Source organism: Streptomyces cinnamoneus, assembly GCF_014650495.1.
In the GTDB taxonomy this organism is placed as follows: domain Bacteria; phylum Actinomycetota; class Actinomycetes; order Streptomycetales; family Streptomycetaceae; genus Streptomyces; species Streptomyces cinnamoneus.
Map to the genome: position 1 here is coordinate 113,743 of NZ_BMVB01000011.1, position 21,153 is coordinate 134,895.

Annotated in this window: 17 protein-coding genes and 1 pseudogene; 10 read left to right on the top strand and 8 right to left on the bottom strand. The window is 71.1% G+C overall.

Features of this window, described 5'->3' with window-relative positions; genetic code table 11:
• Positions 1-148: 148 nt before the first annotated feature.
• From IE182_RS17900 to pgi, 7 genes and pseudogenes are all read left to right on the top strand, one after another.
• Positions 149-2,368, top strand: a pseudogene (locus IE182_RS17900) (M14 family metallopeptidase); the annotation flags it as partial.
• A gap of 382 nt (positions 2,369-2,750) precedes the next feature.
• Positions 2,751-3,755, top strand: coding sequence for a type I glyceraldehyde-3-phosphate dehydrogenase (gap, locus tag IE182_RS17905; RefSeq protein WP_190110853.1), 1,005 nt, complete (start codon positions 2,751-2,753; stop codon positions 3,753-3,755).
• Positions 3,756-3,910: 155 nt separating this feature from the next.
• Complete coding sequence (locus IE182_RS17910) at positions 3,911-5,122, top strand: phosphoglycerate kinase (RefSeq protein ID WP_190110854.1); 1,212 nt, start codon at positions 3,911-3,913, stop codon at positions 5,120-5,122.
• A gap of 6 nt (positions 5,123-5,128) precedes the next feature.
• Entirely contained in the window at positions 5,129-5,905 is a 777-nt protein-coding gene (gene tpiA, locus IE182_RS17915; RefSeq protein ID WP_190110855.1) for a triose-phosphate isomerase, read from the top strand.
• 117 nt (positions 5,906-6,022) lie between these two features.
• Entirely contained in the window at positions 6,023-6,259 is a 237-nt protein-coding gene (secG, locus tag IE182_RS17920) for a preprotein translocase subunit SecG (RefSeq protein ID WP_190110856.1), read from the top strand.
• Positions 6,260-6,492: 233 nt separating this feature from the next.
• Positions 6,493-6,780 carry an RNA polymerase-binding protein RbpA gene (locus IE182_RS17925; RefSeq protein WP_004002138.1) on the top strand — a complete coding sequence of 96 codons (288 nt, stop codon included), beginning with the start codon at positions 6,493-6,495 and terminating at the stop codon, positions 6,778-6,780.
• 125 nt (positions 6,781-6,905) lie between these two features.
• Positions 6,906-8,558, top strand: coding sequence for a glucose-6-phosphate isomerase (pgi, locus tag IE182_RS17930; protein ID WP_190110953.1), 1,653 nt, complete (start codon positions 6,906-6,908; stop codon positions 8,556-8,558).
• Positions 8,559-8,725: 167 nt separating this feature from the next.
• On the opposite strand, the gene pgl is transcribed toward pgi, so the two are convergent.
• Genes pgl through tkt form a run of 5 tightly spaced genes read right to left on the bottom strand, consistent with a single transcriptional unit; the run spans position 8,726 to position 15,332 of the window.
• Entirely contained in the window at positions 8,726-9,505 is a 780-nt protein-coding gene (pgl, locus tag IE182_RS17935; protein ID WP_190110857.1) for a 6-phosphogluconolactonase, read from the bottom strand.
• Positions 9,502-10,578, bottom strand: a complete 1,077-nt coding sequence (gene opcA / locus IE182_RS17940; protein WP_190110858.1) for a glucose-6-phosphate dehydrogenase assembly protein OpcA — start codon at positions 10,576-10,578, stop codon at positions 9,502-9,504. The genes pgl and opcA overlap by 4 nt, the downstream gene beginning before the upstream one ends.
• Entirely contained in the window at positions 10,575-12,098 is a 1,524-nt protein-coding gene (gene zwf, locus IE182_RS17945; RefSeq protein ID WP_190110859.1) for a glucose-6-phosphate dehydrogenase, read from the bottom strand. The genes opcA and zwf overlap by 4 nt, the downstream gene beginning before the upstream one ends.
• Position 12,099: 1 nt before the next feature.
• Positions 12,100-13,215 carry a transaldolase gene (gene tal / locus IE182_RS17950; RefSeq protein WP_190110860.1) on the bottom strand — a complete coding sequence of 372 codons (1,116 nt, stop codon included), beginning with the start codon at positions 13,213-13,215 and terminating at the stop codon, positions 12,100-12,102.
• Between the two features lie 35 nt (positions 13,216-13,250).
• A complete protein-coding gene (gene tkt, locus IE182_RS17955; protein ID WP_190110861.1) occupies positions 13,251-15,332 on the bottom strand; it encodes a transketolase in 2,082 nt (693 codons plus the stop codon).
• A gap of 419 nt (positions 15,333-15,751) precedes the next feature.
• Between tkt and IE182_RS17960 the strand changes: the two genes are divergently transcribed.
• From IE182_RS17960 to IE182_RS17970, 3 genes are all read left to right on the top strand, one after another.
• Entirely contained in the window at positions 15,752-16,699 is a 948-nt protein-coding gene (locus IE182_RS17960) for a heme o synthase (protein ID WP_190110862.1), read from the top strand.
• An 89-nt stretch (positions 16,700-16,788) separates the two neighbouring features.
• Positions 16,789-17,136: a hypothetical protein gene (locus IE182_RS17965; RefSeq protein ID WP_229844903.1), complete on the top strand. Its 348-nt coding sequence runs from the start codon at positions 16,789-16,791 to the stop codon at positions 17,134-17,136.
• 76 nt (positions 17,137-17,212) lie between these two features.
• Complete coding sequence (locus IE182_RS17970; RefSeq protein WP_373303579.1) at positions 17,213-18,271, top strand: amidohydrolase; 1,059 nt, start codon at positions 17,213-17,215, stop codon at positions 18,269-18,271.
• On the opposite strand, the gene IE182_RS17975 is transcribed toward IE182_RS17970, so the two are convergent.
• The 3 genes from IE182_RS17975 to IE182_RS17985 all read right to left on the bottom strand — a co-directional run bounded on the left by IE182_RS17975 (position 18,244) and on the right by IE182_RS17985 (position 21,029).
• Positions 18,244-19,242, bottom strand: a complete 999-nt coding sequence (locus IE182_RS17975; RefSeq protein WP_190110863.1) for a COX15/CtaA family protein — start codon at positions 19,240-19,242, stop codon at positions 18,244-18,246. The two genes, IE182_RS17970 and IE182_RS17975, sit on opposite strands and share 28 nt — an antisense overlap.
• An 81-nt stretch (positions 19,243-19,323) precedes the next feature.
• On the bottom strand, positions 19,324-20,106 hold the full coding sequence (locus IE182_RS17980) for an ABC transporter permease (protein ID WP_190110864.1): 783 nt from the start codon (positions 20,104-20,106) through the stop codon (positions 19,324-19,326).
• Positions 20,103-21,029 carry an ABC transporter ATP-binding protein gene (locus IE182_RS17985; protein ID WP_190110865.1) on the bottom strand — a complete coding sequence of 309 codons (927 nt, stop codon included), beginning with the start codon at positions 21,027-21,029 and terminating at the stop codon, positions 20,103-20,105. The genes IE182_RS17980 and IE182_RS17985 overlap by 4 nt, the downstream gene beginning before the upstream one ends.
• Positions 21,030-21,153 lie beyond the last annotated feature (124 nt).

A 21,153-nucleotide genomic window follows, 5' to 3' on the forward strand; every position in this document is an offset into this window, starting at 1 on the left:
ACGCCCCCGTCACCGCCCCCGTCACCCCGGGGGGAGACGGGGGCGTCGTGGCGTGCGCCCGGCGCGAATCGCACCGTTGACATGATCATGAAGGGGCTACAGCCTGACCTCCGTGCACCGACGTGGCAGTCGACAGCAAGGGGGGCTCATGAGACGCAGAAGAACGGGATCGGCGGTCGCGGTCGTCTCGCTGTTACTCGGCGGACCGGCCGTGGCGTCCGCCGCCCAGGCACAGCCGGCCGCGGGCACCGCCGCGGCCCCGCAGCCCGGCGCCGACGCGCCGGCCGTATGGACCGCCGAGGTCACCAGCGCACAGGTCCCGATCCTGCTCAGGGCCGGCGTCGACGGCCACGAGCTGGGCCAACGCATCACCGACGGCCGGAAGGCGGCCGTCGAGCTGTACCTCACCGCACCGCAGGCCGAGGAGCTGCGCCGGCAGGGCATCGCCCTCACCGGGAAGCGCCCGGCCGCCCCCGAGGGCCTCGGGCCCCAGGGCGACGGGGTCTTCCGCCCGTACAGCGGCGCCCACGGGCTCCGGCAGGAGCTCGTCGACACCTCCGCCGCACACCGCTCCCTCACCAAGCTCGTCAGCCTCGGCCGGACCACGCGCGGGCAGGACATCCTCGCCCTCAAGGTCTCCAAGGACGCCGGCGCACGGGCCGACGGCGCCAAGCCCGCCGTGCTCTACATGTCCAACCAGCACGCCCGCGAGTGGATCACCCCCGAGATGACCCGGCGGCTGATGCACCACTACCTCGACGGCTACGGCAAGGACGACCGCATCACGAAGATCGTCGACAGCACCGAGCTGTGGTTCGTCCTCTCCGCCAACCCCGACGGCTACGACTTCACCTTCGAAAGCCCCGCCAACCGGCTCTGGCGCAAGAACCTCCGCGACAACAACGGCGACGGGAAGATCACCCCCGGCGACGGCGTCGACCTCAACCGCAACTTCTCCTACAAGTGGGGCTACGACAACGAGGGTTCGTCCCCGCGCCCCGCCTCCGAGACCTACCGCGGCCCGGCCGCCGGATCCGAACCCGAGACCAAGGCCCTGGACGGCTTCCAGAAGAGCCACCGCTTCACGTACGCGGTCAACTACCACTCGGCCGCCGAACTGCTCCTCTACGGCGTCGGCTGGCAGGTGGCCACCCCCACCCCCGACGACGTCCTCTACAAGGCGCTGGCCGGCACCCCGGAGAAGTCCGCGATCCCGGGCTACCACCCCCAGCTCTCCTCCGAGCTCTACACCACCAACGGCGAGGCCGACGGCCATGCGGCCAACGCCAACGGCACGATGATGTTCACCCCCGAGATGGCGACCTGCCAGACGGCCTCCCGGGTGGACCCGGACGACCGCTGGGACCCGGCCGCGTGCGCTTCCGTCTTCAACTTCCCCGACGACGAGAAGCTGATCCAGCAGGAGTTCGCCAAGAACATCCCCTTCGCCCTCTCCGTCGCCGAGACCGCCGCCCACCCCGACCGCCCCTCCTCCGCGGTCGGCCTCACGGCCCCCGACTTCACCCCGCACGCCTTCACCACGTCCTACGCCCGCGGCAAGGCCCAGACCGTCGCCGTCACGGCCCGCAAGAGCCTGCGCGACAAGCACCTCAACTACCGCATCGACGGCGGCCGCACGCACACCGAGGAACTGCGGGCCTGGGACGGTGGCGACCGTTACGGCGGTGAGGACAACATCCGCTTCGACCAGTACCGCGCCGCGGTCGAAGGGGCCCGGCCCGGCTCCACCGTCAGCGTCTGGTTCACCGGCCGCACCCGTGAGGGCCGGGCGACCGCCAGCGAGCCCTTCACCTACACCGTGGCCGGGTACGCCGAGGCCGGGCGTTCCCGCGCCGACACCCTGGTCATCGCCGACGAGGGCGGCTCCGGCCCCGCCCGGCACGCCAGCGCCTACGTCAGGGCCCTCGCGGACAATGGCCGCAAGGCCGCGGTCTGGGACGTCGCCCGGCGGGGCGCACCCGACGCCCTGGGCGTCCTCGGGTCCTTCGACACCGTCCTGTGGTACTCCGGCGACGCCCGCCCGGACGGCGCCACCCTGCTCGCCGTCCGGGACTTCGTCAACGAGGGCGGCAAGCTGATCACCGCCGGCGTCAGGGCGGGCGGCAGCTCCAAGGTCGGCCCCGCCGACACCGACGACTTCAGCCAGTACTACCTGGGCGCGGGCACGCGGACCTCGCATCCCGTCCCGCGGCGCTTCACCGGCGCCGGCGAGCTCACCGGCACCACGGCGCTGCTGGGCGGCGCCGGCGGCGGACCGCTGGAGGCGGCCGGTGCCTACCGGCCCGTCTCCGAGGAGCTGCCGCCCGACGCCTTCCCGCAGTTCCGCAGCGCGGCCGCGGGCCACTACACCGCGGCCCCGGCGGAGGCACCCCGGAAGGTCACTCTGCGTGACGGCGGGGGCGCTGCCGGACCGGTGGCGGCCGTCACTACGCGTGACACCGCCCTCCTCGGCTTCGGCCTGGAGAGCGTGCCGGACACCCGCGAGCGCGCGGGGCTCATCGGTGCCGCACTGCGCGCAATTGGTGGGTGACAAACCGCCTCATTCCGGACGGCGTCCTCGCTCGTTCGGGCCCCCGACCGCTCGTTCGATCCCAGGCGCCCCATGGGCGGCGGGGCAGCGCCGCCAATGTCACGTACCTCCCTTGTTAGAGGTAGGGTCGGTGGTGGTCGGGGACATCCCATTACAGCCGCCGGCGGACAGTCCGGCACACCAACGAGGAGATCGGTTCGTGACGATCCGCGTAGGCATCAACGGCTTTGGCCGTATCGGTCGTAACTACTTCCGCGCGCTCCTGGAGCAGGGTGCGGACATCGAGATCGTCGGTGTCAACGACCTGACCGACAACGCCACCCTGGTGCACCTCCTGAAGTACGACACCATCCTGGGTCGCCTCAAGCAGGAAGTCAGCCACACCGACGACTCGATCACGGTCGGCAACCAGACGTTCAAGACGATGGCCGAGCGTGACCCGGCCGCCCTCCCGTGGGGCGAGCTCGGCGCCGACATCGTCATCGAGTCCACCGGTATCTTCACCAAGCGCGAGGACGCGGCCAAGCACCTGGCCGCCGGCGCGAAGAAGGTCCTCATCTCGGCCCCGGCCAAGAACGAGGACATCACCATCGTGATGGGCGTCAACCACGAGAAGTACGACGCGGCCAACCACCACGTCATCTCCAACGCCTCCTGCACCACCAACTGCGTGGCGCCGATGGCCAAGGTGCTCGACGAGAGCTTCGGCATCGTCAAGGGCATGATGACCACGGTCCACGCGTACACCAACGACCAGCGCATCCTGGACTTCCCGCACTCCGACCTGCGCCGCGCCCGCGCCGCCGCGGAGAACATCATCCCGACCTCGACGGGTGCCGCCAAGGCCACCGCCCTGGTCCTCCCGCAGCTGAAGGGCAAGCTGGACGGCATCGCCATGCGCGTCCCGGTCCCCACCGGCTCGGTCACCGACCTCGTCCTGGAGCTCGACCGCGAGGTCAGCAAGGAAGAGATCAACGCCGCCTTCCAGAAGGCCGCCGACGGTCCGCTCAAGGGCGTCCTGGAGTACACCGAGGACGCGATCGTCTCCTCGGACATCGTCAACTGGCCGGCCTCGTGCACCTTCGACTCCTCCCTGACCATGGTCCAGGGCAAGCAGGTCAAGGTCGTCGGCTGGTACGACAACGAGTGGGGCTACTCCAACCGCCTGGTGGACCTGACCGTCTTCGTCGGCGGCCAGCTCTGATCTCCCCCTGACGCGACTGCCACAGGCGACGGGATGTAGATGTAGGGGACGGGGCTCGTACGACGCGATGGTGCGCCGTACGGGCCCCGTTCCATGACTGACCCTCACGGATCCCCCAGCGACCGCTGGGAGGTGCCCCCAACCGGAGTCACTGCATGAAGACGATCGACGAACTGATCCAGGACGGCGTCACGGGCAAGCGGGTGTTCGTCCGCGCCGACCTGAACGTCCCCCTCGACGGCACCACCATCACGGACGACGGCCGCATCCGCGCCGTCGCGCCGACCATCGCCAAGCTCGCCGAGGCGGGCGCGAAGGTGATCGTCGCCTCCCACCTGGGCCGTCCCAAGGGCGCCCCGGACCCCCAGTTCTCCCTGGCCCCCGCCGCCGTGCGGCTCGGCGAGATCCTGGGCAAGAACGTCTCGTTCGCCACCGACACGGTCGGTGACAGCGCGAAGGCCACCGTCGCCGCTCTGGGCGACGGCGAGGTCACGCTGCTGGAGAACCTCCGTTTCAACGCGGGCGAGACCAGCAAGGACGACGCGGAGCGCGGCGCGTTCGCCGACGCCCTCGCGTCGCTGGCCGACCTCTACGTGGGCGACGGCTTCGGTGCGGTGCACCGCAAGCACGCCTCGGTCTACGACCTCCCGTCGCGCCTCCCGCAGGCCGCCGGCGATCTGATCGCCACCGAGGTCGGCGTCCTGAAGAAGCTCACCGACGACGTCCAGCGCCCCTACGTGGTGGTCCTGGGCGGTGCCAAGGTCTCCGACAAGCTGGGCGTCATCGACAACCTGCTGGAGAAGGCCGACCGCATCCTCATCGGCGGCGGCATGTCGTACACCTTCCTCAAGGCCAAGGGCCACGAGGTCGGCATCTCGCTGCTGCAGGAGGACCAGATCCCGGTCTGCCTGGAGTACCTGGCGCGCGCCGAGAAGCGCGGCGTGGAGTTCGTCCTCCCCGTGGACGTCCTGGTCTCGGCCGACTTCCCGGACCTGAAGACCAAGGCCCCGGCCAACCCGGAGCTCGTCGCCTCGGACGCCATCCCGGCGGACAAGGAGGGCCTGGACATCGGCCCGAAGACCCGCGAGCTCTACGCCTCGAAGCTCGCCGACGCGGGCACGGTGTTCTGGAACGGCCCGATGGGCGTCTTCGAACACCCCGACTACGCGAACGGCACCCGCGCCGTCGCCCAGGCACTGCTCGACTCGCCCGGCTTCACCGTCGTCGGTGGTGGCGACTCGGCCGCGGCCGTGCGCATCCTGGGCTTCGACGAGAACGCCTTCGGCCACATCTCGACCGGCGGCGGCGCCAGCCTCGAATACCTTGAGGGCAAGACGCTCCCCGGCCTCGCCGCACTGGAGGACTGAACCACTGTGAGTGCACGCACCCCGCTGATGGCGGGCAACTGGAAGATGAACCTCAACCACCTTGAGGCCATCGCGCACGTCCAGAAGCTCGCCTTCGCCCTCGCGGACAAGGACTACGAGGCCACCGAGGTCGCCGTCCTGCCGCCCTTCGTCGACCTGCGCTCGGTGCAGACCCTGGTCGACGGCGACAAGCTGAAGATCAAGTACGGCGCCCAGGACCTCTCGGCGTACGACTCCGGCGCGTACACCGGCGAGATCTCCGGCTCGATGCTCGCCAAGCTCAAGTGCTCCTACGTGGCCGTCGGCCACTCCGAGCGCCGCCAGTACCACGGCGAGACGGACGAGCTCTGCAACGCCAAGGTGAAGGCCGCCTTCCGCCACGGCATCACCCCGATCCTCTGCGTCGGCGAGGGCCTGGACGTCCGCAAGGCCGGCCAGCAGGTCCCGCACACCCTCGCGCAGGTCGACGGCGCCCTGAAGGACATCCCGGCCGAGCAGGCCGAGACGATCGTCATCGCCTACGAGCCGGTGTGGGCCATCGGCACCGGCGAGGTCGCCACCCCCGAGGACGCCCAGGAGGTCTGCGGGGCGATCCGCGCCCGCCTGGTCGAGCTCTACAGCCAGGAGCTGGCCGAGAAGGTCCGCATCCAGTACGGCGGCTCGGTCAAGTCCGGCAACATCGCGGCGATCATGGCGCAGCCCGACGTGGACGGCGCACTGATCGGCGGCGCCGCGCTGGACGCCGAGGAGTTCGTGAAGATCGTCCGCTTCCGCGACCAGTAGCAACTATGACGACGGAGGCTCTCCGTCGTACCCTGTCGGGGCCGGGACCGGCGCAAACGCGCCCCCCGGCCCCGCAGCATTGTCCATCCGAGTCAGTCCGAGAGAGTTGGTCCAGCCGTGGTCATCGGGTTCTCGATCGCCCTCATCGTCTTCAGCCTGCTGATGATGATGCTGGTGCTCATGCACAAGGGGAAGGGCGGCGGTCTGTCCGACATGTTCGGCGGCGGCATGCAGTCCTCCGTCGGCGGCTCCTCGGTCGCCGAGCGCAACCTCGACCGGATCACCATCGTGGTCGGTCTGCTGTGGTTCGCCTGCATCGTGGTGCTGGGCCTGCTGATGAAGCTCGACAGCTGACGTACTGTCGTATCAGCGGCCTATGATGGAGCTCGCGTTCTTATGGGCGGGCTGTAACTCCTGCCACTGGACGCGCGTTGGGCCTTACGTAGACTGGGGCGCCCGCAGCGGAGCCGACTGTCCGCCCCGCGGCGCAGCCGCTCAATCCGGCACAGTGCAGCACCATCACGCAGGGAGTTACAACCGTGGCAAGTGGCAACGCGATCCGAGGAAGCCGGGTCGGGGCGGGGCCGATGGGGGAGGCCGAGCGGGGCGAATCAGCCCCACGCCTCCGCATCTCCTTCTGGTGCTCCAACGGGCACGAGACGCAGCCGAGCTTCGCCAGCGACGCACAGGTGCCGGACACCTGGGACTGCCCGCGTTGCGGCTTCCCGGCCGGTCAGGACCGGGACAACCCGCCGGACCCGCCCCGCACCGAGCCCTACAAGACGCACCTCGCCTACGTCCGTGAGCGGCGCAGCGACGCCGACGGCGAGGCCATCCTCGCCGAGGCGCTCGCCAAGCTCCGTGGGGAGATCTGAGCAGCGGTACCCGAATGCGAAGCGGCCCGGCCGCACACCACACCAGGTGTGCGGCCGGGCCGCTTCGATCATTTAGGTTTGGTTGTGCGAGGCAGCTACCAAGGAGAAAAGGGCTGATGTCCGAGATGAACGCAGAAGGCCGCAACCGGCTCGACCGGACTCCCGAGTGGAACGCCCTGGCGAAGCACCGCGACGAACTGGGGGAGGTGCACCTGCGCGAGCTCTTCGCGGACGACCCCGACCGGGCCGGGAAGTACGCCCTGACGGTGGGTGACCTGCACCTCGACTACTCCAAGCACCTCGTCACCGACGAGACCCTGCGCCTGCTGCGCGAACTGGCCGCCGCGGCCGGCGTCGCCGGGCTGCGGGACGCGATGTTCCGGGGCGAGAAGATCAACACCACCGAGGGCCGCGCGGTGCTGCACACCGCCCTGCGCGCCCCGGAGTCGGCCGTCGTCGAGGTGGACGGGGAGAACGTCGTCCCCGCCGTGCACGCCGTTCTGATGAAGATGCAGGTCTTCTGCGACCGCATCCGTTCGGGTGACTGGAAGGGCCACACCGGAAAGCCCATCAAGAACGTCGTCAACATCGGCATCGGCGGCTCCGACCTCGGCCCCGCCATGGCCTACGAGGTGCTGCGCGCCTACACCGCCCGTGACCTGACGTTCCGTTTCGTCTCCAACGTGGACGGCGCGGACCTGCACGAGGCGCTGCGCGACCTGGACGCCGAGGAGACGCTGTTCATCGTCGCCTCGAAGACCTTCACGACCATCGAGACCATCACCAACGCCACCTCCGCCCGCAACTGGCTCCTGACCGGGCTGCGGGCCGGCGAGGAGGCCGTGGCCAAGCACTTCGTGGCGCTGTCGACCAACGAGGAGAAGGTCTCCGAGTTCGGCATCGACACCGCCAACATGTTCGAGTTCTGGGACTGGGTCGGCGGCCGCTACTCCTTCGACTCGGCCATCGGCCTCTCCCTGATGCTCGCCATCGGCCCGGACGGTTTCCGCGAGATGCTGGCCGGCTTCCACCTCGTCGACGAGCACTTCCGCACGGCGCCCTTCGAGGAGAACGCGCCGGTACTGCTCGGCCTGCTGGGCGTCTGGTACGGCAACTTCCACGGCGCGCAGTCGCACGCGGTGCTGCCCTACAGCCACTACCTGTCGAAGTTCACCGCCTACCTGCAGCAGCTGGACATGGAGTCCAACGGCAAGTCCGTGGACCGCGAGGGACGGCCCGTCGGCTGGGAGACCGGCCCCGTGGTGTGGGGCACGCCCGGCACCAACGGGCAGCACGCGTACTACCAGTTGATCCACCAGGGCACGAAGCTGATCCCCGCGGACCTGCTGGGCTTCGCGCGGCCCGTCGCGGACCTGCTGCCCGGGCTGCAGGGCCAGCACGACCTGCTGATGGCGAACCTCTTCGCCCAGGGGCAGGCGCTGGCCTTCGGCAAGACCCCGGAGGAGGTCGCGGCGGAGGGCGTCCCCGCGGAGCTCGTCCCGCACAAGACGTTCCGGGGGAACCACCCGACGACGACGATCCTCGCCAGTGAGCTGACGCCGTCGGTGCTCGGGCAGCTGATCGCGCTGTACGAGCACAAGGTGTTCGTACAGGGGGCGATCTGGAACATCGACTCCTTCGACCAGTGGGGTGTCGAGCTGGGGAAGGTGCTGGCGAAGCGGGTGGAGCCGGCGCTGACGGAGGGGGCGGAGGTCCCGGGGCTCGACGCGTCGACGGCCGCCCTCGTTGCGCGGTACCGCGAGCTGCGGGGGCGCTAGCCGCGCCGCGTTGACGCGCGGTGTCCTCACACGCCGGACGGGCTGGAAATTCCAGCCTGTCCGGCGTGTGAGGACCGGGGTCCGGGGCGGAGCCCCGGGAAACGGAGAAGGGGCGGGGCCGAGGACCTGAAAGGTCCTCGGCCCCGCCCCTTCGGGCTCACTGCCCGTCAGGGCGAGGCCGGCGGGTACAGGTCGCGCGGCAGGCGGGCCGCCGCGGCCTGGTCCAGCAGCCACAGCGTGCGGCTGCGGCCGTACGCCCCGGCCGCCGGAGCCTGCACCTCACCCGCACCGCTCAGCGCGACCGCCACCGCACCGGCCTTGTCCTCGCCGGCCGCCAGCAGCCACACCTCCCGCGCCGCCCGGATCGCCGGCAGGGTCAGGGAGACCCGGGTCGGCGGGGGCTTCGGCGCGCCGTGGACGCCGATGACCGTCCGCTCCGTCTCCCGGACGCCCGGCAGTTCCGGGAAGAGGGAGGCGACGTGCGTGTCCGGGCCGACGCCCAGCAGCAGGACGTCGAAGGACGGCACCGGGCCGTGGTCCTCGGGGCGGGCCGCGGCGGCCAGTTCGGCCGCGTAGGACTCCGCCGCCGCGTCCGCGTCGTCGTGCGTGCCGTCGGCCGCGGGCATGTAGTGCACCCGGGCCGGGTCCAGGTCGACCGCGTCGAGCAGCGCCTCGCGCGCCTGCGTGGCGTTGCGCTCGGGGTCGCCCTCGGGGAGGAAGCGCTCGTCGCCCCACCACAGGTCCAGGCGCGACCAGTCCACCGCGTCCCGGGCGGGCGCCGCGGCGAGGGCCGCGAGCAGCCCGTTGCCGTTGCGGCCGCCGGTGAGGACGACGGAGGCCGAGCCGCGTGCGGTCTGGGCGTCCACGATCTTCGTGATGAGCCGGGCCGCCGCGGCCTGGGCCATCAGCTCCTTGTCCCGGTGGACGACGATCTGAGGCGTGCTCACTTCGACGCCGCCTTCTTGCCGGAGGACTTCTTCGCCGGGGCCTCCTTGGCGGGGGCCTCCGCGACGGGCTCCTCGGCGACGGGCTCCTCCCCGGAGGCGGCCGCAGGGGCCTTCGGCTGGGCAGCCGCCGGTGCCGCCGGCACCGGCTCGCCCAGTCGCTCCACGCCGTACTTGAGCGCGGACTCGTAGATGAGGTCCGGGTCCAGTCGGCGCAGCTCCTCCGCGAGGAGCTCGGAGGTGTCGCGCCGCTTGAGCGCCACCGCGCGGTCCGGCTGGCCGCGCATGGAGAGCGTGGCCAGGGAGCCGTCGGGGCGGTCGAGGGTGATGACGCCGGACGTGGTCTCCAGGCGGACGGCCGTCAGGCCGGGGCCGTCGGAGACCGTGCGCCGGGCCGTGACCCCCAGGCGGTCGGCGAGCCACATGGCGAGCAGCTCGGCGCTGGGGTTGTACGCCTCGCCCTCGACCTCGGCCGCGGTGATCTCGACGCCCGGCTGCTGGTCCAGGGCGGCCGCCAGCATCGAGCGCCACGGGGTGATCCGGGCCCAGGCCAGGTCGGTGTCGCCCGGGGTGTAGCTCGCGGAGCGGGCCGAGAGCTCGGTGACCGGGTCCTCGGCGGCGTAGGTGTCGGTGACGCGGCGCTGGCCGAGCGCACCGAGCGGGTCCTTCTCCGGGTCGATGGGGGAGGCCACCGGCCACCACACGACCACGGGGGCGTCCGGCAGGAGCAGCGGCAGCACCACCGACTGGGCGTGGTCTATGACCTCGCCGTACAGCCGCAGGACGACCGTCTCGCCGGCACCGGCGTCGGCGCCCACCCGGACCTCGGCGTCGAGCCGGGCCTGGGCGCGGTCGCGCGGCGAACGGCTGACCCGCTTGATGACGACGAGCTTGCGCGAGGGGTGCTCGCGGGACGCCTCGTTGGCGGCCTTGAGCGCGTCGTACGCGTGCTCCTCGTCGGTGACGATGACCAGCGTGAGCACCATGCCGACGGCGGGGGCGCCCAGTGCGCGGCGTCCCTCGACCAGGGCATTGTTGATCTTGCTGGCCGTGGTGTCCGTGAGATCGATCTTCATGGCCGACGCCAGCTCCGTCCGTCTCGTGCGAGCATCTCGTCCGCCTCTGCCGGACCCCAGGTGCCGGCCGTGTACTGTGAGGGCTTGCCGTGCCGGTCCCAGTACTCCTCGATCGGGTCGAGGATCTCCCAGGAGAGCTCCACCTCCCGCAGGCGCGGGAAGAGGTTGGCGTCACCGAGCAGCACATCGAGGATGAGCCGCTCGTACGCCTCGGGGCTGGACTCGGTGAAGGACTCGCCGTAGGCGAAGTCCATCGAGACGTCCCGGACCTCCATCGAGGTGCCCGGCACCTTCGAACCGAACCGCATGGTGACGCCCTCGTCCGGCTGCACCCGGATGACCAGGGCGTTCTGCCCCAGCTCCTCGGTGGCGGTGTGGTCGAAGGGCGAGTGCGGGGCGCGCTGGAAGACGACCGCGATCTCGGTGACGCGGCGGCCGAGCCGCTTGCCGGTGCGCAGGTAGAAGGGGACGCCCGCCCAGCGGCGGTTGTCGATCTCCAGCTTGATCGCGGCGTAGGTGTCGGTCTTGGAGTGGGGGTCGATGCCCTCTTCCTCCAGGTAGCCGACGACCTCCTCGCCGCCCTGCCAGCCGTGTGCGTACTGGGCGCGCACGGTCTCCTTGCCGAGGTCCTTGGGCAGCCGGACGGCGCCCAGCACCTTGGTCTTCTCGGCGACCAGCGCGTCCGCGTCGAAGGAGGCGGGCTCCTCCATGGCGGTCAGCGCCAGCAGCTGCAGCAGGTGGTTCTGGATGACGTCGCGGGCGGCGCCGATGCCGTCGTAGTAGCCGGCGCGGCCGCCGATGCCGATGTCCTCGGCCATGGTGATCTGCACGTGGTCGACGTAGGACCGGTTCCAGATCGGCTCGAAGAGGGTGTTGGCGAAGCGCAGCGCCAGGATGTTCTGGACCGTCTCCTTGCCGAGGTAGTGGTCGATGCGGAAGACCGCCTCGGCCGGGAAGACCTCGTGGACGATCCGGTTGAGCTCCTGTGCGCTCTTCAGGTCGTGGCCGAAGGGCTTCTCGATGACGGCGCGCCGCCAGGAGTCCTCCTGCTGCTCGGCCAGCCCGTGCTTCTTGAGCTGCTGGACCACCGTGGGGAAGAACTTCGGCGGCACGGACAGGTAGAAGGCGAAGTTGCCGCCCGTGCCCTGTGCCTTGTCCAGCTCCTCGATGGTCTTCCTGAGCGTGTCGAAGGCCTCGTCGTCGTCGAAGTCGCCCTCGACGAAGCGGCAGCCCTGCACCAGCTGCTGCCAGACCTCCTCGCGGAACGGGGTGCGCGCGTGCTGCTTGACCGCGGTGTACACCTCGTGCGCGAAGTCCTCGTCGGCCCACGAGCGCCGCGCGAAGCCGATCAGGGAGAAGCCCGGCGGCAGCAGACCCCGGTTGGCCAGGTCGTACACCGCCGGCATCAGCTTTTTCCTGGACAAATCGCCCGTGACGCCAAAGATGACCAGGCCCGACGGCCCCGCGATACGCGGGAGCCGTCGGTCCGATGCGTCACGCAGCGGATTGCTGCTGCTCAATTCACGCCTCCGGGGCGAGGCGCTTGAGCTCCGCCTCGGTGGACTTCAGAAGGTCGTTCCACGACTGCTCGAACTTGTCCACGCCCTCGTCCTCCAGCAGCTGGACGACGTCGTCGTAGGAGATGCCCAGCTTGGCGAGCGCGTCGAGCTCGGCCTTGGCCTGCTCGTAGGTGCCGCGCACCGTGTCACCGGTGATCTGCCCGTGGTCGGCGGTGGCCTCCAGGGTGGCCTCCGGCATGGTGTTGACCGTGTTCGGGGCGACCAGGTCGTCCACGTACAGGGTGTCCTTGTAGGCCGGGTCCTTGACACCGGTCGAGGCCCACAGCGCACGCTGCTTGTTGGCGCCGGCCTTCTCCAGGGCGGCCCAGCGGTCCGAGGAGAAGACCTCCTCGTACGCCTGGTAGGCCAGGCGGGCGTTGGCCAGGGCGGCCTTGCCGCGCAGCGCCTTGGCCTCGTCGGTGCCCAGCGCGTCCAGGCGCTTGTCGATCTCGGTGTCCACGCGGGACACGAAGAAGGACGCGACCGAGTGGATCAGCGAGAGGTCCAGGCCCGCGGCCTTGGCCTGCTCCAGACCGGTCAGGTAGGCGTCCATGACCGCACGGTAGCGCTCCAGGGAGAAGATCAGCGTGACGTTGACGCTGATGCCCCGGCCGATGACGTCGGCGATGGCCGGCAGGCCCGCCTTGGTCGCCGGGATCTTGATGAGGGTGTTCGGGCGGTCCACCAGCCAGGCCAGCTGCTTGGCCTCGGCGACCGTGGCCCGGGTGTCGTGCGCCAGGCGCGGGTCGACCTCGATGGAGACCCGGCCGTCCTGGCCGTCGGTCGCGTCGAAGACCGGGCGCAGGATGTCGGCGGCGTCGCGGACGTCCGCCGTGGTGATCATGCGGATGGCCTCGTCGACGGTGACCTTGCGGGCGGCGAGGTCGGCGAGCTGCTGCTCGTAACCCTCACCGCTGGAGATCGCCTTCTGGAAGATCGACGGGTTGGTCGTGACGCCCACGACGTGGCTCTGGTCGATGAGCTCGGCCAGGTTGCCGGACGTGATGCGCTTGCGGGACAGGTCGTCCAGCCAGATCGCGACGCCTTCGTCGGAGAGGCGCTTGAGTGCGTCTGTCATGGGGTTTGCATCTCCTACTGGTTGTATACGGGGCGTCAGCGGCGGCCGGCGTCGGCGATCGACTCGCGCGCGGCCTCGACCACGGCCTCGGCGGTCAGGCCGAACTCGCGGTAGAGCACCTTGTAGTCGGCGGAGGCGCCGAAGTGCTCCAGCGAGACGATGCGGCCGGCCTCGCCGACGTAGCGGTGCCAGGTCAGGCCGATACCCGCCTCGACGGCCACGCGGGCCTTGACGTCCGGCAGCAGCACGCCGTCGCGGTACGCCTGGTCCTGCTCCTCGAACCACTCCACGGACGGCATCGAGACCACGCGGGTCGGGATGCCCTCGGCCTGGAGCGCGTCGCGGGCCTCGACGGCCAGCTGGACCTCGGAACCGGTGGCGATCAGGATCACCTGCGGGCGGCCGCCCTCGGCCTCGAACAGCACGTAGCCGCCCTTGGCCGCGCCCTCGTTGGCCTCGTACGTCGGGACGTTCTGGCGGGTGAGGGCCAGACCGTGCGGCGCCGGGTTGGTGGTGTGGCGCTTGGTGATCTCGCGCCAGGCGATCGCCGTCTCGTTGGCGTCGGCCGGGCGGACCATGTTCAGGCCCGGGATGGCGCGCAGCGCGGCCATGTGCTCGACCGGCTGGTGGGTCGGGCCGTCCTCGCCGAGACCGATGGAGTCGTGCGTCCACACGTAGGTGACCGGCAGCTTCATCAGCGCGGCCAGGCGCACGGCCGGGCGCATGTAGTCGGAGAACACCAGGAAGGTGCCGCCGTAGATGCGGGTGTTGCCGTGCAGCGCGATGCCGTTCATGGTCGAACCCATGGCGTGCTCGCGGATGCCGAAGTGGACCGTACGGCCGTACGGGTTCGCCTCCGGCAGCGGGTTGCCCTCCGGGAGGAAGGACGACGACGCGTCGATGGTGGTGTTGTTCGAGCCGGCGAGGTCGGCGGAGCCGCCCCACAGCTCGGGGATCACGCCGCCCAGCGCCTTGAGGACCTCGCCCGACGCCTTGCGGGTCGCGACGTCCTTGCCGACCGGGAAGACCGGGACGGCCTTCTCCCAGCCGTCGGGCAGCTCGCCCGCGGCGATGCGGTCGAACTCGGCGGCGCGCTCCGGGTTGGCCTCGCGCCACTGCTGGATGCGCTTGTCCCAGGCGGCGTGCGCCTCGCGGCCGCGGTCGACGACCTTGCGGACGTGGGTGAAGACCTCGTCCTCGACCTGGAAGTGCTGCTCGGGGTCGAAGCCCATCACGCGCTTGGTGGCGGCGACCTCGGCCTCGCCGAGCGCCGAGCCGTGCGAAGCCTCGGTGTTCTGCGCGTTCGGGGCCGGCCAGGCGATGATCGTGCGGGCCGCGATGATCGAGGGACGCTCGGTCTCGGCCTTGGCGGCCTGGAACGCCGCGTACAGCGCCTGGACGTCGAAGTCGCCGTTGGCGGCCTGCTCGATGCGCTGGACGTGCCAGCCGTACGCCTCGTAGCGCTTGAGGACGTCCTCGGAGAAGGCGGTCTCGGTGTCGCCCTCGATCGAGATGTGGTTGTCGTCGTACAGGGCGACGATGTTGCCGAGCTTCTGGTGGCCGGCCAGCGAGGACGCCTCGGCCGAGATGCCCTCCTCCAGGTCGCCGTCGGAGACGATCGCCCAGATGGTGTGGTCGAACGGCGACTCGCCCTTCGGGGCCTCGGGGTCGAACAGACCGCGCTCGTAGCGGGCGGCCATCGCCATGCCCACGGCGTTGGCGATGCCCTGGCCCAGCGGGCCGGTGGTGGTCTCCACGCCACGGGTGTGACCGTGCTCCGGGTGGCCCGGGGTCTTGCTGTCCCAGGTGCGGAACGCCTTCAGGTCCGACAGCTCCAGGCCGTAGCCGGCCATGAAGAGCTGGACGTAGAGGGTCAGGCTCGTGTGACCGGGGGAGAGGACGAACCGGTCGCGGCCGGTCCAGTCGGCGTCGCTGGGGTCGTGCCGCATCAGCTTCTGGAACAGCAGGTAGGCGGCGGGCGCCAGGCTCATGGCCGTGCCCGGATGGCCGTTGCCGACCTTCTGCACGGAGTCCATGGCCAGGACGCGGGCGGTATCGACGGCCCGCTGGTCCAGTTCGGTCCATTCGAGGTCTGTGGTGGTCGGCTTGGTGCTCACCCTCGGATCAGGGCTCCTCTCCACATGTTCAATCTGCCGGGGGCGGTATTGCCCGCCACGACGCGGCGCGGTCGAGCCTACCCCCGCTGGGACGCGCATTTTTTCGACGTACAGTCGGGCTCCCTGCCTCTCATTTGAGTGGGCGGCCCGCGGAACCTCATCCGTATATAAAAGATTCCCGTCACGGCATGACGGCCATGACTCCAGCCTGCCGGGCGACGGGCCCGGGCGCCTCTCGAACGCGACCGTTCTGTCGGGTTACGCGCCGTACGATCCGGCGGCGCCGGGCCCCCAACACGACCCCACCCCGGCGGAGGCCGAGCTCACCCCTGCGTCTAGAGTGGCGTGGTACGCGCAAGCCTTTACCCGGGATTCCCGCCCGGATGCGCTTGCTGGCCTTATCTCTGTCAGGGGTGTGCGTGACGGCCGTCGAATCCCGTCCTGCGGGGGTGCTCGCCGAGAGTCCGGTCCCGGCTCGCCGGCCGCTCGGGGCCCGTGTCAAGGCGTTCGTGGCGCTGACCAAGCCGCGCGTCATCGAGCTGCTGCTGATGACGACGGTGCCGGTGATGTTCCTCGCGGCCGAGGGGGTCCCGGATCTGTGGCTGGTGCTGGCCACCTGCATCGGCGGATACCTCTCCGCCGGTGGTGCGGGTGCGTTCAACATGTACTACGACCGTGACATCGACGCGATGATGGACCGTACGTCCCAGCGTCCACTGGTGACGGGCATGGTCTCCCCGGCCGAGTGCCTGGTCTTCGCCAGCGTGCTGACCGTCGGCTCGACCGTCTGGTTCTGGTATCTGGTCAACCCCCTGTCGGCGATGCTGTCGCTCGGTGCGTCGGTGTTCTACACCGTCGTCTACACGATGATCCTCAAGCGCCGTACCGCGCAGAACATCGTCTGGGGCGGCATCGCCGGCTGCCTGCCGGTCATCATCGGCTGGTCCGCGGTGAAGAACGAGGTCTCCTGGGCCTCCCTGATCCTCTTCCTCGTCATCTTCTTCTGGACGCCGCCGCACTACTGGCCGCTGTCGATGAAGGTCAAGGACGACTACGAGCGCGTGGGCGTGCCCATGCTGCCCGTCGTGGCCGGCAACAAGGCCGTGGCCAAGCAGATCGTCCTCTACAGCTGGGTGATGGTCGCCGTCTCGCTGCTGCTCACGCCGCTGGGCTACACGGGCTGGTTCTACACGCTCGTCGCCGTGGTGTGCGGCGCGCTGTGGCTGAAGGAGGCGCACGCCCTGCAGGCCCGCGCCAAGGCCGGCATCACGGGCGCCAAGCTCAAGGAGATGCGCCTGTTCCACTGGTCGATCACCTACGTGTCGCTGCTGTTCACCGCCGTCGCGATCGACCCGTTCCTGCGCTGACGCACCCACGTCGGATGGGCGGTGCGGGTGGCCAAAGCCACCCGCACCGCCCATCGCCGTTTCGGCTACTCGTCGGTAGCATCCTGGCCATGGCAGACGCAGACAACAAGCAGGCAGCGGCCGACCCCAAGCAGGCGGCCCGGCTGGCCAAGCAGATCACCGCCTTCGCCAAGAGCCACGGCGGCAGCGCGGAGGGCCAGCTCGCCCACATCGGCCGCGGCACCACCCGCATCGCCCTCGTCGGCGCCAACGGCGAGTGGGGCAACCTCGTGGCCCGCTCCCACGCGACCGCGCAGCAGGCCGTCGAGCTCGCCGGAATCACCCTCCAGGACGACTTCGACGGCGAGATGGCCGCCAAGGTCCGCACGGGCCCCTACGAGTGGTCCCGCATGGCCGGCCTGCAGCTCGGCGGCCCCGCCAACCCCGCCGATAACTGACGGCCCCCTCGCCCGTTAGAACCACCGGGAGCGGCGCCACGGCGCCGCGCGGTGGGGACCGGTGAGGGAGGGGCGCATGGACGGCCTGATCGATGACATACCGCCGCTCGTCGACCAGTACAGCCACGGCGCCGTCCACGGCGACCTCGGGCTCGGGGAGTTCGAGACGCACCTCGCCGAGGCCGCCGGGTCCACCGGACCCGCACCGCCCGGCACCACCTTCTTCGACAGCCGCGCGGGGCTGGCGGTGCGCCGCTGGTGCCCGCCCCTGCTCGGCCTCGAACCGCTCTGCGCCCCCGTCCGCTATCTGGCCAGGCGCCGCGAGCTGGGCGCCTACCGCGCGGGGCACCTGCTGCTGCGCGGCGCCGGCATCGGCACCTTCCTGCTGGAGGCGGGCGCACCCGGCGAGCTCACCTCACCGGCCGAGCTGGCCCGCGCCGCCGACGGCCGCGCCCACGAGGTCGTACGGCTCGAACCGCTCGCCGCGCGCATCGCCGACACCTCCGGCGGCCCGGACGCCTTCCTGGCCCGCACGGCCGAAGCGCTCTACGCGGCCGCCCGCACCGCCACGGCCTTCGCCTCCGGCGCCACCTTCTGCGACGACACCCCGCCCGCGGCCGCCGAGGTGCGCGAGGCGGCGGGACGCTGGCTGCGCGTGCGCCGCACGGGCGACGGGCCCACCGATCCGCTGCTCGCCCAGCACCTGGTGTGGAGCGCGGTCGCCACGGGCCTGCCCGCCCAGCTGCACTGCCCCGACCCGCAGCGGCTGACGGGCTTCCTGCGGGCCACCGCGAGCAGCGGCGTGGACCTGGTGCTGCTGCCCGACCCCTGGCACCGCCGGCAGGCGGCCCAGCTGGCCGCCGCCTTCCCGCACGTCTACGCGGACGTCGGCGCCCGACCGGAGGAGACGCTGCGCGAGGCACCGTTCGGCAAGCTGCTGTTCTCCACGGGTGCGCGCGGGCTCGCGGAGCTCTACGTGGTGGCCGCCCGGCTGTTCGTACGGGCCATGGAACGGCTCATGGGCGACTGGGTCGCCGACGGCTGGTGCCGGGCGGCCGAGGCGGGGCGCATCGCCTCGCTGGTGGCCGCCGGCACCGCCCGCAGGGTCTACCGGCTGGACGCCGCCGCAGGCTGACCGACGGCAGGCGCCTCGTGCCCGCCCGACGGCGCGGGCACGGTCGCCGCCTCGCCGCGCTCGCGCAGCGCCAGGAAGACCCGCAGCACCGCGATCCACACCAGGCAGGAGCCGAACATGTGGGTGCCGACGACGAACTCGGGCGAGTCGTTGAAGTACTGCACGTAGCCGACCAGGCCCTGGAGCATCAGCACGGCGAAGAGCTCGGCCGTGCGGCGGCGCGGGGCGGCGGGCGCGTTCACGGCCCGCAGCACGAACCACAGGGCCACCGTGAGACCGACGACGATGTAGACGAAGTCGACGTGCAGCTGGGTGATCTCCCGCCAGTTCAGCGGGATGCGGTGCACGTCCTTGGCGGCGTCGCCCGCGTGCCGGCCGGAGCCGGTCACCACGGTGCCGATCACGATCAGCAGGGCGCTCGTGACGACCAGCACCCACGTCAGCTGGCGCACCGGCACGGCCACCAGGTCGCGCGGCTCGGCATCCCCCTCGCGGGAGCGCTGCCACATCACCACCGCGACCGTCAGGAGCGCGGTGGACAGCAGGAAGTGGGCGCTGACGATGTACGGGTTGAGGCCCGTCAGCACCGTGATGCCGCCGACCACGGCGTTGCCCATGACGATCCAGAACTGCGCCCAGCCCAGCCGGGTGAGGCTGTGGCGGCGGGGGACCGCCGAACGGGCCGCGACGATCGTCAGGCCGATGACCGCGCACAGCACGTACGTCAGCATGCGGTTGCCGAACTCGATGATGCCGTTGATGCCCATGGCGGGCGTCGGCGTCAGGCTCTCCTCGGTGCAGGTGGGCCACGTCGGGCACCCGAGCCCCGACTGGGTGAGCCGGACCGCCCCACCCGTCACGACGATGACCACGGCCATGACGACGCAGGCCAGCGCGGCCCGCTCGACGAAGCGGGCGGAGGGCTGCCAGCGGTCGGCGACCATCTGGAGGGGGTTCAGCGTTCTGGGCACGGGAGCCATCGTAAGGGCCCGCTTGTGCACGGATTCACGAGGGGGGTGCGTGGCGGTTTGCCCGCCGGCGAACGAGCGTGATCACTCCCAGCGGAAGAAGCGGGCCGCCGCGCCCAGCCCCAGCGCCGCCCACGCGGCCAGGAGGCCCAGGTCGGCCCAGGGCATGCCCGCGCCCTCCTGCAGGACGTCCCGCAGGCCGCCGGAGAGCGCCGAGATGGGCAGCAGCTCCAGTGCGGCCCGGACCGTGCCCGGGAACTTCTCCAGCGGCACGATGACCCCGCCGCCGACCAGCAGCAGCAGGAAGACGAGGTTGGCCGCGGCCAGCGTCGCCTCCGCCCGGAGCGTGCCCGCCATCAGCAGGCCCAGTCCGGAGAACGCGGCCGTGCCCAGGACCAGCAGCAGGAGGACGGCCAGCGGGTTGCCGTGCGGCGACCAGCCGAGCGCGAAGGCGATCACGGTCAGCAGCACGATCTGCAGGACCTCGGTGACCAGCACCGAGCAGGTCTTCGCCGTCATCAGCGCCCAGCGCGGCAGCGGGGAGGCGCCGAGCCGCTTGAGCACCCCGTAGCGGCGCTCGAAGCCGGTGGCGATGGCCTGGCCGGTGAACGCGGTCGACATCACCGCCAGCGCCAGCACGCCGGGCGCAAGGAAGTCGACGGCCCTGCCCTCGCCCGTGTCCACGATGTCGACGGCGCTGAACAGCACCAGCAGGAGCGTGGGGATGACCACGGTGAGCAGCAGCTGCTCACCGTTGCGCAGCAGCATGCGGGTCTCCAGAGCGGCCTGCGCCCGGATCATCCGGCCGAGGGGGGCGGCGCCGGGCCGCGGGGTGAACGTGCCGGTGACGGCCGTTTCGGCGCTCATGCGCGCAGCTCCTTGCCGGTCAGTTCCAGGAAGACGTCCTCCAGCGTGTGCCGCTCGACCGTTATGCGGTCGGGCATGACGCCGTTCTGTGCGCACCACGACGTCACCGTCGCGAGCAGCTGCGGGTCGACCGTGCCGCCCACGCGGTACGAGCCGGGGGCCGGCTCGTCGGCCGTGGAGCCGTCGGGCAGGGCCTTGACGAGCGAGGACAGGTCCAGGCCGGGCCGGCCGCCGAAGCGCAGGGTGTTCTCGGCGCCGCCCCGGCACAGCTCCTCGGGGCTTCCCTGGGCGACGACCCGGCCGCCGTCGATGATGGCGACGTCGTCGGCCAGCTGCTCGGCCTCGTCCATGTAGTGGGTGGTCAGCACCACCGTCACGCCGTCCGCGCGCAGCTCCCGCACCAGCGCCCAGGTGGCGTGCCGGGCCTGCGGGTCCAGGCCCGCGGTCGGCTCGTCGAGGAAGACCAGCTCGGGGCGGCCGACGACGGCCATGGCGAGCGAGAGGCGCTGCTGCTGCCCGCCGGACAGCCGCCGGTAGCTCGTGCGGCCGCAGTCGCCGAGGCCCAGTCGCTCGATCAGCGCAGCGACGTCCAGCGGGTGCGCGTGCAGGGACGCCGTGTGGCGGAGCATCTCCTCGGCGCGGGCGCCGGCGTAGATGCCGCCGCTCTGCAGCATCACGCCGATGCGCGGGCGCAGTGCGGCGGAGTCGGCGAGGGGGTCGAGGCCGAGGACGCGGACGGTGCCGGCGTCGGGGCGGCGGTAGCCCTCGCAGGTCTCGATGGTGGTGGTCTTGCCGGCTCCGTTGGGGCCGAGGACGGCGGTCACGCCGCCGGCCGCCACCGTCAGGTCGAGGCCGTCGACCGCGGCTTTCGGCCCGTACCGTTTGACCAGGCCGTGGACTGCGACCGCGGGCTCTGCATGCATGCCCGGAAGTGTACGAAGCGCGGGGGTGTGCGTGGCCCGCCGGGGTCAGGGTTAGGTGACCCTAAGTGATCAAAGCCACCGTTACGTGATCCGTCCGCGCTTGTCGCGCCTCCGGCAATTACGC

Excerpts from the sequence above, each read along its gene's own strand:
- tal (WP_190110860.1), bottom strand. The coding sequence starts at position 13,215 with ATGACAGACGCACTCAAGCGCCTCTCCGACGAAGGCGTCGCGATCTGG.
- IE182_RS17980 (WP_190110864.1), bottom strand. The coding sequence starts at position 20,106 with ATGAGCGCCGAAACGGCCGTCACCGGCACGTTCACCCCGCGGCCCGGC.
- IE182_RS17970 (WP_373303579.1), top strand. The coding sequence starts at position 17,213 with ATGGACGGCCTGATCGATGACATACCGCCGCTCGTCGACCAGTACAGC.
- IE182_RS17910 (WP_190110854.1), top strand. The coding sequence starts at position 3,911 with ATGAAGACGATCGACGAACTGATCCAGGACGGCGTCACGGGCAAGCGG.
- pgi (WP_190110953.1), top strand. The coding sequence starts at position 6,906 with ATGAACGCAGAAGGCCGCAACCGGCTCGACCGGACTCCCGAGTGGAAC.
- IE182_RS17925 (WP_004002138.1), top strand. The coding sequence starts at position 6,493 with ATGGGGGAGGCCGAGCGGGGCGAATCAGCCCCACGCCTCCGCATCTCC.
- IE182_RS17965 (WP_229844903.1), top strand. The coding sequence starts at position 16,789 with ATGGCAGACGCAGACAACAAGCAGGCAGCGGCCGACCCCAAGCAGGCG.
- IE182_RS17985 (WP_190110865.1), bottom strand. The coding sequence starts at position 21,029 with ATGCATGCAGAGCCCGCGGTCGCAGTCCACGGCCTGGTCAAACGGTAC.
- opcA (WP_190110858.1), bottom strand. The coding sequence starts at position 10,578 with ATGAAGATCGATCTCACGGACACCACGGCCAGCAAGATCAACAATGCC.